Below are 13,913 nucleotides of genomic sequence, written 5' to 3' on the forward strand. Positions count from 1 at the left end.
GCTTGAAAATGGCCCCATTGTAAAACTGCCCCGTCACAGCGCTGTGCCAGCATCGTGGAATAACGCCACTTTCCTCACCATCGTTTCCGGGTAGAATGCTCGTTCGCATGCGGCCATCTGGGCTGCACGGGCGACTCACGGGGCCGCCCTCCATTCCTATGTGTGGAAGATCCTGTCGATATGTTTGCGCCTTTGTTGAAAAAACTTTTTGGAAGCAAGAACGAGCGTGAAGTCAAACGCATGCTCAAGACGGTACAGATCGTCAATGCCTTCGAAGAGCAAATGGTGGCCCTTTCGGACGAGCAACTGCGCGCCAAGACCGAAGAGTTCAAGGCCCGCATAGCCAAAGGCGAGACCCTCGATCAATTGCTGCCGGAAGCGTTCGCCGTTGCTCGTGAAGCGGGCAAGCGTGTGATGGGCATGCGCCACTTCGACGTTCAGTTGATCGGCGGCATGACCTTGCACGAAGGCCAGATCGCGGAAATGCGTACCGGTGAAGGTAAAACCCTCGTCGGCACCCTGGCCGTGTACCTCAACGCCTTGTCCGGCAAGGGCGTCCACGTGGTAACCGTGAACGACTATCTGGCTCGTCGCGATGCCAACTGGATGCGTCCGCTGTACGAATTCCTCGGTCTGACCGTAGGTATCGTCACGCCATTCCAGCCACCGGAAGAGAAGCGCGCCGCCTACGCTGCCGACATCACCTACGGCACCAACAACGAATACGGCTTCGATTACCTGCGCGACAACATGGCGTTCAGCATGGACGACAAGTTCCAGCGCGAACTCAACTTTGCCGTAATCGACGAAGTCGACTCGATTCTGATCGACGAAGCGCGTACGCCGCTGATCATTTCCGGTCAGGCCGAAGACAGCTCCAAGCTGTACACCGAAATCAACCGCCTGATCCCCAAGCTCGAGCAGCATATCGAGGAAGTGGAAGGCGAGGTCACCAAACCGGGCCACTTCACCGTTGACGAGAAGACCCGTCAGGTCGAACTGAACGAAGCCGGTCACCAGTTCATCGAAGAGATGCTCACCGAAGTCGGCCTGCTGGCTGAAGGCGAGAGCCTGTATTCGGCGCATAACCTTGGCCTGCTGACTCACGTCTATGCCGGCCTGCGTGCGCACAAGCTGTTCAACCGCAACGTCGAGTACATCGTCTCGGACGGTCAGGTTCTGCTGGTTGACGAACACACTGGTCGCACCATGCCGGGCCGTCGTTTGTCCGAAGGCCTGCACCAGGCCATCGAAGCCAAGGAAGGCCTGAATATTCAGGCCGAGAGCCAGACCCTGGCGTCGACCACTTTCCAGAACTACTTCCGTCTGTACAACAAGCTGTCCGGCATGACCGGTACAGCCGACACCGAAGCGTTCGAATTCCACCAGATCTACAACCTGGCTGTGATGGTCATTCCGCCGAACAAGCCTTTGGCGCGCAAGGACTTCAACGACCTCGTTTACCTGACTGCGGAAGAGAAGTACGCAGCCATCGTGACCGACATCAAGGCTTGCCTGGCGGAAAACCGTCCAGTGCTGGTGGGTACAGCGACCATCGAAACTTCCGAGCACATGTCCAGTCTGCTCAACCAGGAAGGTATCGAACACAAGGTTCTGAACGCCAAGTTCCACGAAAAAGAAGCTGAGATCATTGCCCAGGCCGGTCGTCCGGGGGCGCTGACCATCGCCACCAACATGGCTGGTCGTGGTACTGACATCCTGTTGGGCGGCAACTGGGAAGTTGAAGTTGCCAACCTGGAAGACCCGACCCCTGAGCAGATCGCGCAGATCAAAGCTGACTGGCAGAAGCGCCACCAGCAGGTCATCGAAGCTGGCGGCCTGCACGTTATCGCTTCCGAGCGTCACGAATCGCGCCGTATCGACAACCAGCTGCGCGGTCGCGCCGGTCGTCAGGGTGACACCGGTTCCAGCCGTTTCTACCTGTCGCTTGAAGACAGCCTGATGCGCATCTTTGCGTCTGACCGGGTGAAGAACTTCATGAAGGCGCTGGGCATGCAGTCCGGTGAGGCCATTGAACATCGCATGGTGACCAACGCCATCGAAAAAGCGCAGCGCAAGGTGGAAGGTCGCAACTTCGACATCCGCAAGCAACTGCTCGAATTCGATGACGTGGCCAACGAGCAGCGCAAAGTGATCTATCACATGCGCAACACGTTGCTGGCCGCTGAAAACATCGGTGAGACCATTGCCGACTTCCGCGAAGAAGTCCTCAACAACCTCATCAGTCAGCACATTCCGCCACAGTCCCTGCCAGAGCAGTGGAACGTCGCTGGCCTGGAAGCTTCCCTGAACACCGACTTCGCCGTGCAACTGCCGATTCAGCAGTGGCTGGACGAAGACGACAACCTGCATGAAGACAGCCTGCGCGAGAAGATCATGGCGCAGTTGCTGGTGGCTTATAACGAGAAGGAAGATCAGGCCAGCGCCGAAGCCCTGCGTTCTTTCGAGAAGCAGATCCTCCTGCGTGTGCTGGACGACCTGTGGAAAGATCACCTGTCGACCATGGACCACTTGCGTCACGGTATTCACCTGCGTGGCTACGCTCAGAAGAATCCGAAGCAGGAATACAAGCGCGAGTCCTTCACCCTGTTCCAGGAATTGCTGGACTCGATCAAGCGCGACACTATCCGTGTGCTTTCGCACGTTCAGGTCCGTCGCGAAGATCCAGAGGAAGAAGAGGCACGCCAGCGTCGCGAAGCCGAAGAGCTGGCCAGTCGCATGCAGTTCGAGCACGCGCCTGCGCCGGGTATCGATCAGCCGCTCCTGGACGAAGAAGGCGGCGAAGCGCCAGTAGCTGTTGTTTCCGAGCCTGTGCGCAACGATCAGAAACTGGGTCGTAACGAGCTGTGCTGGTGTGGCTCTGGCAAGAAATTCAAGCACTGTCACGGCCAGATCAACTAAGCCTTGACTATGTAATACCTGCGCCGCGACCGGCTTGCCCGTCGCGGCGTTTTTTCATTGATAGCCGTACCACTGTGGACGGCGCCACACTCCATGAGGAGCACCCCGATGGCTGTTGGTCTTGGTCCTTTGCCTGCGTTGCACCCGGTTCCCGGTTTTGAACTCGGCATTTCTTCTGCCGGCATCAAGCGTCCGGGGCGCAAGGACGTCGTGGTCATGCGCTGTGCCGAAGGCTCCAGCGTTGCCGGTGTCTTCACCCTGAATGCGTTCTGCGCCGCGCCGGTCATTCTGGCCAGACAGCGCGTGCAGGGCAGCGTGCGCTACCTGTTGACCAATACCGGTAACGCCAACGCTGGCACCGGTGAGCCTGGTCTGGTGGCCGCACGCCGTACCTGTGAGGCGCTGGCGCAGTTGACCGGCGTTGATGCGTCGGCGGTGCTGCCATACTCGACGGGTGTGATCGGCGAGCCTCTGCCTGTGGAAAAGATTGAAGGCGCGCTGCAAGCCGCGCTCGATGATCTGTCGGTGGATAACTGGGCCGCCGCCGCCACAGGCATCATGACCACCGACACGCTGCCCAAGGGTGCAAGCCGTCAGTTCACTCACGATGGCGTGACCATCACCGTGACCGGCATCAGCAAGGGCGCAGGCATGATTCGTCCGAACATGGCAACCATGCTCGGCTACATTGCCACCGATGCCAAAGTGTCGCAAAGCGTGTTGCAGGACCTGATTCGTGAAGGCGCCAACAAGTCGTTCAACCGCATCACCATCGACGGTGATACGTCGACCAATGACTGCTGCATGCTGATCGCTACCGGTCAGGCCGACCTGCCCGAGATCACTGAAACCAAGGGGCCATTGTTCGAAGCGTTGAAAAAAGCCGTGTTCGATGTGTGCATGGACGTGGCTCAGGCCATCGTGCGCGACGGCGAAGGCGCGACCAAATTCGTCACTGTCGAAGTCAATGGCGGTGGCAATCATCAGGAATGCCTGGACGTCGGTTACGCGGTCGCTCATTCGCCACTGATCAAGACTGCGCTGTTCGCATCGGACCCCAACTGGGGTCGTATCCTGGCGGCGGTCGGTCGTGCAGGTGTGCCTGACCTCGACGTGAGCAAGATCGACGTGTTCCTAAGTGGCGTATGCATCGCCAGCCAGGGCTGTCGCGCCACCACCTACACTGAAGAACAGGGCTCTGCGGTCATGGCCGAAGAGGAGATTACTATCCGTATCGAGCTGGGCCGTGGCGATTGCAGCGAAACCATCTGGACCACTGACCTTTCACACGAATATGTGAAGATCAACGCTGAATATCGCACCTGATCCACTGTCCGGCGCGCAGTCATCTTGCCGTTGCGCCGGGCTTCCTTCGCTGAACTCAAAGGAGCTTGACCATTAGCCTGCATCTGATTATTGGCGACAAACGCTATTCTTCCTGGTCGCTGCGCCCTTGGCTTGTGCTGGAGATGACCGGTGCGCCGTTCACCGATCAGGTCATTCGCCTGAACCAGCCTGACACCCGTGACAACATTCTCAAGTATTCGCCAACCGGCAAAGTGCCCGCGTTGCAGTGCGAGCACGGCACCATCATTGATTCGCTGGCCATCTGTGAATACCTGGTGGAGCGCTTCCCCGACGCCGACCTGTGGCCACGCGACATCGCCGCTCGCGCCCAGGCTCGCTCGGCCTGTGCGCAGATGCACAGCGGTTTTGCCAGCCTGCGCTCGAATATGCCTATGGACCTGCGTCAGGACCAGGCGCTGGAGGTGATTCCGGTCGACACTCAGCACGACATTGATCGCATGATCGGGCTGTGGGCCGAGTGCCGGGCCGCTTCAGCCGAAAGCGGACCGTTTCTGTTCGGTAAACCGAGCATCGCCGACGCGTTCTTTGCGCCAGCGGCGATTCGCTTGCGCAGCTATCACGTCGAGTTGCCGGCTGATGCGCTGGCCTATATCGAAACCATCTACCAATGGCCTGCCTTCAAACGCTGGCAGCAGGCCGGTCTGGAGGAGTCCTGATCGTGAAACGAGTTCATGTGGCCGCCGCCGTCATTCGTGGCGCTGACGGCAAAGTATTGATCGCCCGACGCGCCGACAGTCAGCATCAAGGCGGCCTCTGGGAGTTCCCAGGCGGCAAGGTCGAGGCGGGCGAGACCGTCGAGGCGGCGCTTGCACGTGAACTGCAGGAAGAGCTGGGCATTGCCGTGACGTCAGCGCGTCCGCTGATCAAGGTCAGCCACGATTACCCTGACAAGCAGGTGTTGCTGGATGTCTGGGAAGTGTCGGCATTCACTGGCGAGCCGCAGGGTGTCGAAGGGCAGCCGCTGGTCTGGGCGACCTCGCGTGAGCTGCCGGACTACGAGTTTCCGGCAGCCAACCAGCCCATCGTGGCGGCAGCCTGTTTGCCCGGCGAGTATCTGATCACACCTGAAGGTCTGGACAACATCGAACTGCTGCGCGGCATGCAAAAGGCTGTAGCGGGCGGTATCAAGCTGGTCCAGTTGCGAGCGCCGGGTGGTTATGACCCGAAATATCGCGATCTGGCGGTTGATGCGGCAGGCTTATGTGCGGGCAAGGCGCAACTCATGCTCAAAGGCCCTCTGGAGTGGCTGGGCGACTTTCCTTCCGCTGGCTGGCACCTCACGTCGGAGCAGCTGCGTAAATACGCCAGCCGTGGCCGTCCGTTCCCCGAGAACCGCTGGCTGGCTGCGTCCTGTCATGACGCCGAAGAGTTGGCCCTGGCCGAACAGATGGGCGTGGACTTCGTCACGTTGTCACCGCTTCAGCCAACCCTGACCCATCCAGATGCACAGCCACTGGGCTGGGATCAGGCGACCCGCTTGATCGCTGGCTTCAACAAGCCGGTCTTTCTGCTGGGCGGTGTAGGCCCTGCGGAGCTGAAGCAGGCTTGGGAAAGCGGCGCACAGGGCGTGGCAGGAATCCGCGCGTTCTGGCCTGACGAGATCCTCTGATTCTCAGAAGAGCACGCAGAGCGGCCAGAACGACTTGCCCACGCGGAGCGTGGGCACGATAGGTGTTCCGGTCCAGACACCTATCGTTCCTCACGCTCCAGCGCGGGAGTGCCGTGGGTGACGCTCCGCGCCGCAACGCACACCCAACAGCAGACGCAGAGCATCATGAAAGGCCTTGTCACGCGGAGCATCGAACGATAAGCCTCGTGGCGCCACTCAGACCGGCTTGGGTGCAGGCTGCCACAGTATCTCTGCGATACCTTGTCTTCTGGCGATCAGGCGCGCTGCCACGAATAGCAGGTCCGACAGCCTGTTGATGTACGCCAGCCCGGCGCCCTCAAGTGGTTCTACCGCATTCAGATGCTGGCAACGGCGCTCGGCACTGCGCGCCAGGCTGCGGCAGATGTGCGCTTGGGCGATCAGCGTTGAGCCACCGGGCAGAATAAAGTTTTCCAGCGGGCCCAATTCTTCATTCCACACATCAATCGCCGCTTCCAGCCGGTCAACTTCTGCGCTGTTCAGGGCCTTGTAAGTCGGCATCGCCAACTCGCCGCCCAGATCGAACAGGCGGTGCTGGCAGGGCGCAAGCACTTCAATCACTTCATTGAGCGCCGGAACACGCTGAGCTTCATCGATCAGCCCCGCCAGCAACAGGCCGAGCTGGCTGTTGAGCGTATCGACTTCACCGATGGCCTCGACGCGCGGGTGGTCCTTGGACACCCGGCGACCGTCGCCAAGCCCGGTTTCACCTGTGTCGCCGGTACGTGTGTAGATTTTCGACAAACGAAAGCCCATTGATGTGGCTCCTGATCAAGACTTCGAAATAACCTGCTGCTGAACGTTTGTCTGATTGGCTATCAGCGGCAAACGCAGCGTAAAGCAGGTGCCCATGCCGAGGGAGGACTGCACCTCCATCTGACCCTTGTGATTGTTGGTGATGATGAAGTACGACACCGACAGACCCAGTCCGGTGCCTTGGCCAATTTCCTTGGTGGTGAAAAACGGCTCGAATGTGCGTTTGCGAACGTTTTCCGACATGCCGATGCCGTTGTCTTCAACCTGAATTTCGGCCCAGGGCGGGTTGAGGCGGGTGCGCAGGATAATGCGCCCCGGCTCTTCGCTTTCCGGTCGCTGGTGAATGGCCTGGGCAGCGTTTTTCAGCAGGTTCAGCAGTACCTGTTCCAGCTCGTTGGCGATACACGGCACCGGCCCCAGGTTCTTGTCGAACTGGCGGATGATGTGCTGGCCCTTGAAGTCGAAACCGATGGTCAGGTCGAAGTCGTTGCTGGCAATTTCCACCGCCTGGTCGATCAGCCCCGGCAGGTCGCAGGGCGACAGCTGACGACTGCTCAGACGACTGAAATTGAGCATGTGACTGACGATCTTCGCCGCCCTGGCACCGGCTTGCTGGATGCCATCGAGCAGCTTCGGCACTTCACGGCTTTCGAGATAATGATTGACTACTGTCAGGTCAATGCCGTCCGCTTCGGCCTGCTCGATGTTCTTCGGCAATTCCGGGGACAGGCGCCGGCGGATGTTCTGTACGTTATGCAGGATGGCGCCCAGCGGGTTGTTGATCTCATGTGCCATGCCCGCCGCCAGACCGCCGACGGACAGCATCTTTTCCGACTGCACCATCATTTCTTCCAGCGAAATACGCTGGGTGATGTCATCGATGCGGATCACCACCCCACGCCCGGCATCACCGGTCAGCGGGTAGAACGTCAACGCGTAGTGGCGCGCCTCTTCATTCTTGATCCAGGTGACCCGCTCGATCTTGGTCACGCTGTGCCGCTCGACGGTGTGCTTGATCTGCGGCAGAAAAGCGCGCATCGGCTCGAAGGCCAAGAAGATCGGCTGGTTTAGCGCCTCGTCCAGCGTAGTGCCGGACAGCGCCGTGGCTTCCTGATTCCACTGGGTCACGTAAAGCTGCTCATCCAGCGCGATCATGGCCGAGGGCATCGAGTCGATGATGCTGTTGAGGTAGTTCTGGAAGCCGGTGAGCTTTTTCTCGATCTTGCTGCGCACCTGAACTTCCAGCTCCAGCTTGCGATTGGTGTGACGGGTTTCCTCGGCCAGCCCCTGGGCCTGATCGTAGGCTTCCTGAGAGTCGTCACGGGCGCGCTTGAGTTGCTGCTCACGCGCCTCGATACGCGACAACATGGTATTGAACGCTTCAGCCAGACTGCCGATTTCATCCTCGTTGCCGGGCGCTGCGCGCAAAGCGTAGTTTTCTTCACGGGTGACGCGCCGCGACAGCTCTTCCAGTTGGTCGATAGGCTCGGTGATCAGGCGCCGTATCTGCCGTGCCACCACCAGCCAGAGCAACACGCTGAACACCAGAATGGCCAGGCTGGCAGTCAGCGTACCGGTGTAGAACGCAGGTGGCAGCTCGCTGCTGGCGACCAGCAACAGATGCCCCGGCGGCTCGTCGCCCTTGGGCACAGTGATGACCTGCGTGCTACGAAACTCGGTCAGGCGCCAGCTTTCCAGGTCGTTGAAGTGCTTCGGCAGCTCAAGGCTTTCACCCTGATGCATCTGTTCGAGCCGCTCGCCGTCATTGTCGTACAGCGCTGCAGCGCGTAAAGGCCCGTAGCTTCTCAGCTCCTTGAGCAGCGCGCGCGCCTCGTTGGGCGAGTACAGGGCCCGCTCGTTGAGGTTGGCGCTGCTGATCAGTCGGCCAATGGTCTGCAAGGCCTGCGGAGCCATCGCTTCCTGAGAGATGTAATAGGCGGCGCTGATGAAGGTCAGGTTGGCAACCAGCAGCACAGTGGTCATCAGGATCAGCAGAGCTGCCAGCAGTTTCTGACCTACTGGCAGGTTTTCCAGGCGTTGGCGCAAAGGCATGGGGCAGGTCGCATTGACGGGTGGTGCGAGCAGGGTAGCGCGGGCTAGTCGGTACGCAAACCCTTGCTTGCCAGATGGGTTGTCAGACGCGTCTGCAATTGCTGCAGGTGAGGTGCCGGGCAGTGATGGCGAGCGGCCGCCGCACAGGCGTATCCCGACAGATAGCTGATTTCGGTTCGTCGCCCATGAGCGACATCCTGATACATGGACGAGTAGTTGGCGGCTGTCGCGTGGATGACGCGCAGCACCTCATCGTGCAGCCCTTGCGCCGCGGCTGGCTGGCCGCAGCATTCCAGCAGTTTGGCCAGCTCGGCGCAGAGTGTCATGACCTCGCAACCTTGCTCCAGCAGGCCGCCATTACGGCATGCGTGCAAAACTGTCAGCGGGTTGACGGCGCAATTGAGCGCCAGCTTGCGCCACAGGCGGGTGAGAATGTCTGGCGTCCATTCGTGAGCAATGCCGCTGGCGCGTATGTCTTGGAGAAGTGCCGGCGCAGCCGGGTTCGACACATCGCCCAGCCAGGTAAAACCGTGCCCGGCGAACCTGACGCGCCAGTCCGATTCCATGAATGCGCCTTCGGTGCTCGAGGCAAAAATGCAGCGCGCATGGGGAACCCGCGCAGCAACCGCGTCCTGACTGCCCAGCCCGTTTTGCAGCAGGATCACTTCGGCATAAGGCGTCAGGCGTGAAGCCAGCTGTGCGACGGCTTGTTCAGCGTCATAGGCCTTGCAGGCGACCAGCAGACGCTCGACAGGCTCGCGGTGCGTGGCAGTCTGCGCCTCGACCGGGTAAGCCTGGGCCACGTCGCCTTCGATCAGCGTCACGCAGCTGCCAGCAGCCTGATAGACGTCCAGTCTCGCCTCATCACGCAGTATCAGGCGCACCGACAGGCCTGCCCGCGTCAGTCGCGCTGCCCACAGGCTGCCCAGACTGCCTGCGCCAAGGATATGCCAGGTCACGGCCATCAGGACGGCACAATCAGGGGCTGAGACGGTCTGCTGAACATGAAAACAGGGATGTGCATGCAAGGCTCACAGTGAACGCAGGGAAAGTCTCGTTATAATGAGCGTTCTTTCATACCGTCAAGTCATGCGTGCGTGATTGTTGTGCGCACGCCGTTTACCTGGAGAACATACATGCCCTCGTTCGACGTAGTGTCCGAACTGGATAAACACGAAGTCACGAATGCCGTCGACAACGCCATCAAAGAGCTGGACCGTCGCTATGACCTCAAAGGCAAAGGCACGTTCGAGTTCAAGGAACTGACCGTCACGCTGACCGCCGAAGCCGATTTCCAGCTGGAAGCGATGATCGAAATCCTCAAGCTGGCGCTGGTCAAGCGCAAGGTCGACGCGAAGTGCCTTGAAGTCAAAGACGCCTATGCGTCCGGCAAACTGATGAAACAGGAAGCCACGTTGCGCGAAGGCATCGACAAAGAACTGGCGAAAAAAATCGTCGCCCATATCAAGGAAGCCAAGCTCAAGGTGCAGGCCGCCATTCAAGGCGAACAAGTCCGTGTGACCGGCAAAAAACGCGACGACCTGCAAGAAGCCATTGCCGTCTTGCGTGCCTACGATTCGGGCATGCCTTTGCAATTCAACAACTTCCGTGACTGAACATAAGTAATGGGCTGCGGGGAACCCTTGCGTTTCCCGGTCGGTCCGAATCGCCGTGGGCGCGATTTGATGTTGGTTCGTAACGGATAATGGGGGTAACGATGGATTTGAATGCTGAAGTCGGTCATCTGTGGCAAGCGTCGCAGGCGTGGATTCCGATGATCATGGAATACGGCAGCCGTTTGCTGCTGGCTCTGGTAACACTGTGTCTGGGCTGGTGGCTGATCAACCGGTTGACCGGCAAGCTTGGTGCCTTGTTGGCATTGCGCCACGCTGATCTGGCCCTGCAGGGCTTCGTCAGCAACCTGGCGAACATCATCCTGAAAATTTTGCTGGTGGTCAGTGTCGCGTCAATGATCGGCGTCGAAACCACCTCGTTCGTGGCCGCTATCGGTGCCGCTGGCCTGGCCATCGGTCTGGCGTTGCAGGGCAGCCTGGCGAACTTTGCAGGCGGCGTGCTGATTCTACTGTTCCGTCCATTTCGCATCGGCGACTGGATCGAAGCTCAGGGCGTATCGGGAACCGTCGACAACATCCAGATCTTCCACACCGTCCTGCGTACCGGCGACAACCGTACCGTGATCATTCCCAACGGCAACCTGTCGAACGGCATCATCACCAACACCAATCGTCAGCCGACCCGCAAGATCACCTTCGATATCGGCGTCAGCCACGATGCGGATTTGAGGAAAGCACTGCAGGTCCTGCTGGACATGGCCGACGACCCCCGCGTACTCAAGGATCCGGCCCCGCAGGCTGTGGTCGCTGCACTGGGCGAGAACGCGATCACGCTATCGCTGCGCGTATGGACCACCACGGGCGACATGGGCGACGTGACGTCGATGTTCAACATCGAAGCACGTGACCGCCTGAAGGACGCAGGCATCGAAATCCCGTTGCCGCAACGGATTGTGCGGGTGGTTCAGGAGTAACTGTCGACAGCTTTTCTGGCAAATCCAAAGCCCTGGCTCGTGAGAGTCGGGGCTTTTCTTTAAGTGGCCGGGTCAGGAAAACGCTATCTCCAAGGCGACAATTAAAAGTGTCGTCATACCTCCGGCTAACGCATGAGTATAAAAGCGGAGTCGCCATTTTTTTGAAAATCGCCATGGTTTTGCACAGCATGCGTAGATGAAGAAAATAAGGGTCGCGACGACCTCTGCATTCATTAGTAAACCGAGTGTAGCGGCAACTACCAGTATCCCTTCACCCAACCCTGTGGCCAGGCGCACCGCACCGAACAGCAATGCGATAGAAATAATAGGCAGCCAGACAACTAAACCCATAATGCTAAGCAGAGCGTGACGCCCAGCGCTTCCTTTACAGAGTGTATTCATTTTTGCTCCATGATTATTTTCGACATCGACGCTCGGGTGTTTCGTCAGCTGTTGGTTACGAACATACCTTTCGGTATACCGGCACGAGCTGTGCGCTATTTACTGTAAATGTAACCGTCGTCTTCCTCATCGTCCTCGTCGATATCCTTGAGTTTTTCTTGATGAGGTACAGGGTAAAGACCCAATACAGCCGCGACTCCCGCAGATATGCCCATTAGGAAGGGAGTAGGCTCTGGATAATGCGAAAGTTTCCGATCGGGGTCCTCTGTGGGATTAATGCCGCTGCCTGCGGGGAGCTTCATTATCTTGATGCCATCAGCGGTGAGAATACAGCGAGGCGGGACTATCCTGCCTTCAAATATTTCCACTATTTCGGCGGTGGGTAACGGCGTGAGTGCTTCGCTGACCTGGGTGCCGGATTCGCTATTCGTGAGCAAGAATTTCTCGTCGCTTTTCTCGATACGAATCTTCGGCTGACTCTTAGGCTTTGTAGCGTAGTCACCAATCAGCTCGTCACACGGGGATACTGACTCTTGCGTACAGCCCGCTAACAGAACAATCCCGGCGACTAAATGCATACCTACAACGGCCTTACAAAAACGCGTGTACATATTTCTTCCTTGTTCCGATTGAGAGTGCGGTGATATCTAAGGTGAGCCGAAGGTGAACGGGACTGCGCCACGGTTCTGGCTGTTCTTGGCCTTGCGGGCTTCATCGGGCGGGCGGACCATTTGTACGGTCAGGCTGCCATCTGTACCCGCGTAGACCACAGCACTGACGCCGCCGTCCTTGTAGCTGGCGATGGTTGCCAGGTTGATCTCTACCAGCGCACCGCTGACCCCGGTATTACCCAGACGGCGACCGATGTCGTAACCCTCTTCGACATTGCCCAGTTCGAGACCGTGGCCGTCCTTGTTCAGGTCGTGCAGGGCGTTGTTCAGGGCGATTTCGGTTTCCGGGTTGTTGGTGCTGTCGTAGAACACCCGCACAGGTTTTTGCCCTTCTGGCAGAGTGTCCAGCGCCTGTGTCCAGGCGGCTTGCAGCGCTTTGGTTTGCAAGGCAGGCTTCAGGCGTTTGCCGTTTTCATCCTGCATGGAGGCCTTGATCGGACGATGCAGATAGCCAAGCACCGGCGCAGCATCGAACTCCTTGACCTGATGCTGATTCCAACGAATCGGCAGCCAAGGGGAGGGCTCGAAGTTGCCAGGGCCACGGTTGCTGATGGTTTTCCAGAGCGTGGGAAGTTGGGACTGCCAGTAGGCGGTGGACATGGTGCCTGGGGATTTGGGAATTACAACGCCTTTGGCGCTTTGTTCGTTTTCATACTGTTCCGTGAATGCGTCGTCACGATTCCAGTAAAAAGCCCAAAGCTTGCCCATATCTGTATTTTTGTTCTGATTGCTTTCTGTTTCGCTGGTCGCATAAGGGCGAATATAACGGTCTACCCTGTCGGAACGGGTGACCAAGAGTCCTGTCATGCTCTCGAATATAGTGGGTACTACCTGAGCATTTTTTTGCAGACCTGGAGTGCCGGCAACGCGCAAACTGTTTCGCGTGACATCGCCATCTTCACTTACGATTAGCGCTTCAGGCACTTGAGGGTTGTCGTCAAAAAAAAGGAATAAACGTTCAAGCATTTTTTGAGCATGTGTGGTGTTTTCAGCGTCTTGCCACAAAACGAGCGTGACACCCAAAGTCGCAGCATTTCGACCACTCATTATGTTCTCTGCAGCCCCAGTGTCTGAAGGCTGTTTGGGAGGCGCAATAGCAAATGTTGGGATAGGCCAATACGCGACAGATTCTCCAGCTGAATGCTGGAACGCCACGCGTGTGTTTATGCCTCTAGTGAGCTCACGCGAACTCAGGCCTGAATCGTATTCCTTGGGGGATGATGGGTATATGGATACAAGGTTGTTATTCTTAGCGACTACTTCTCGCCAGACAGACGATTGATGCCAGTCATTGACAGCTATGCCTACTCCCCTAATTTCCAGAGAATAGTTTCGCTTTTGAGTTGCCTGCTGTTCTGATACTTGTTCTTCCACTTTGGACTTGTAGGCTACCAGCTCGTGTTTTTCATCAGCAACGGCCTTGCCCCACCAGTGTCCACTGTAGATCAGCAGAACCGCACCTAAAATCCCTGCAATGCCCCAGCGTGCTACCGAATGTATCTCACGAAATTCCATATGATTTTCCTGTGCTTCCGTTGCATGACCC

At 58.2% G+C, this 13,913-nt stretch carries 12 protein-coding genes; 6 read left to right on the forward strand and 6 right to left on the reverse strand.

Features of this window, described 5'->3' with window-relative positions; translation table 11 throughout:
• Window positions 1-180: 180 nt before the first annotated feature.
• From secA to POR16_RS04905, 4 genes are all read left to right on the forward strand, one after another.
• Window positions 181-2,922, forward strand: coding sequence for a preprotein translocase subunit SecA (gene secA / locus POR16_RS04890; RefSeq protein WP_005890186.1), 2,742 nt, complete (start codon window positions 181-183; stop codon window positions 2,920-2,922).
• A gap of 108 nt (window positions 2,923-3,030) precedes the next feature.
• On the forward strand, window positions 3,031-4,248 hold the full coding sequence (gene argJ / locus POR16_RS04895; RefSeq protein WP_005890188.1) for a bifunctional glutamate N-acetyltransferase/amino-acid acetyltransferase ArgJ: 1,218 nt from the start codon (window positions 3,031-3,033) through the stop codon (window positions 4,246-4,248).
• Window positions 4,249-4,319: 71 nt separating this feature from the next.
• Window positions 4,320-4,946 carry a glutathione S-transferase family protein gene (locus POR16_RS04900; RefSeq protein WP_024668821.1) on the forward strand — a complete coding sequence of 209 codons (627 nt, stop codon included), beginning with the start codon at window positions 4,320-4,322 and terminating at the stop codon, window positions 4,944-4,946.
• A 2-nt stretch (window positions 4,947-4,948) separates the two neighbouring features.
• Entirely contained in the window at window positions 4,949-5,899 is a 951-nt protein-coding gene (locus tag POR16_RS04905) for a Nudix family hydrolase (RefSeq protein ID WP_024668822.1), read from the forward strand.
• Window positions 5,900-6,115: 216 nt separating this feature from the next.
• Here the strand turns inward: POR16_RS04905 and POR16_RS04915 are convergent, their stop codons facing one another.
• The 3 genes from POR16_RS04915 to POR16_RS04925 are packed head-to-tail and all read right to left on the reverse strand — an operon-like array spanning window position 6,116 to window position 9,711.
• The gene (locus tag POR16_RS04915; RefSeq protein WP_005890198.1) at window positions 6,116-6,694 is read right to left on the reverse strand and encodes a cob(I)yrinic acid a,c-diamide adenosyltransferase; all 579 of its coding nucleotides are present in this window, start codon (window positions 6,692-6,694) and stop codon (window positions 6,116-6,118) included.
• A gap of 15 nt (window positions 6,695-6,709) precedes the next feature.
• On the reverse strand, window positions 6,710-8,746 hold the full coding sequence (locus POR16_RS04920) for a sensor histidine kinase (protein WP_005890200.1): 2,037 nt from the start codon (window positions 8,744-8,746) through the stop codon (window positions 6,710-6,712).
• Window positions 8,747-8,790: 44 nt separating this feature from the next.
• Window positions 8,791-9,711, reverse strand: coding sequence for a putative 2-dehydropantoate 2-reductase (locus POR16_RS04925; protein WP_005890202.1), 921 nt, complete (start codon window positions 9,709-9,711; stop codon window positions 8,791-8,793).
• A gap of 171 nt (window positions 9,712-9,882) precedes the next feature.
• On the opposite strand from POR16_RS04925, the gene POR16_RS04930 reads away from it, so the two are divergent.
• Window positions 9,883-10,362, forward strand: a complete 480-nt coding sequence (locus POR16_RS04930; protein WP_005890203.1) for a YajQ family cyclic di-GMP-binding protein — start codon at window positions 9,883-9,885, stop codon at window positions 10,360-10,362.
• Between the two features lie 101 nt (window positions 10,363-10,463).
• Complete coding sequence (locus POR16_RS04935; RefSeq protein ID WP_005890204.1) at window positions 10,464-11,294, forward strand: mechanosensitive ion channel family protein; 831 nt, start codon at window positions 10,464-10,466, stop codon at window positions 11,292-11,294.
• A 72-nt stretch (window positions 11,295-11,366) separates the two neighbouring features.
• Here the strand turns inward: POR16_RS04935 and POR16_RS04940 are convergent, their stop codons facing one another.
• The 3 genes from POR16_RS04940 to POR16_RS04950 all read right to left on the reverse strand — a co-directional run bounded on the left by POR16_RS04940 (window position 11,367) and on the right by POR16_RS04950 (window position 13,882).
• On the reverse strand, window positions 11,367-11,696 hold the full coding sequence (locus tag POR16_RS04940; RefSeq protein WP_005890205.1) for a hypothetical protein: 330 nt from the start codon (window positions 11,694-11,696) through the stop codon (window positions 11,367-11,369).
• A gap of 95 nt (window positions 11,697-11,791) precedes the next feature.
• Entirely contained in the window at window positions 11,792-12,307 is a 516-nt protein-coding gene (locus tag POR16_RS04945; protein ID WP_005890206.1) for a hypothetical protein, read from the reverse strand.
• 36 nt (window positions 12,308-12,343) lie between these two features.
• On the reverse strand, window positions 12,344-13,882 hold the full coding sequence (locus POR16_RS04950) for a type VI lipase adapter Tla3 domain-containing protein (RefSeq protein ID WP_154897046.1): 1,539 nt from the start codon (window positions 13,880-13,882) through the stop codon (window positions 12,344-12,346).
• Window positions 13,883-13,913: the final 31 nt, after the last annotated feature.

Source organism: Pseudomonas coronafaciens pv. oryzae str. 1_6, assembly GCF_000156995.2.
Classification (GTDB): domain Bacteria; phylum Pseudomonadota; class Gammaproteobacteria; order Pseudomonadales; family Pseudomonadaceae; genus Aquipseudomonas; species Aquipseudomonas tremae.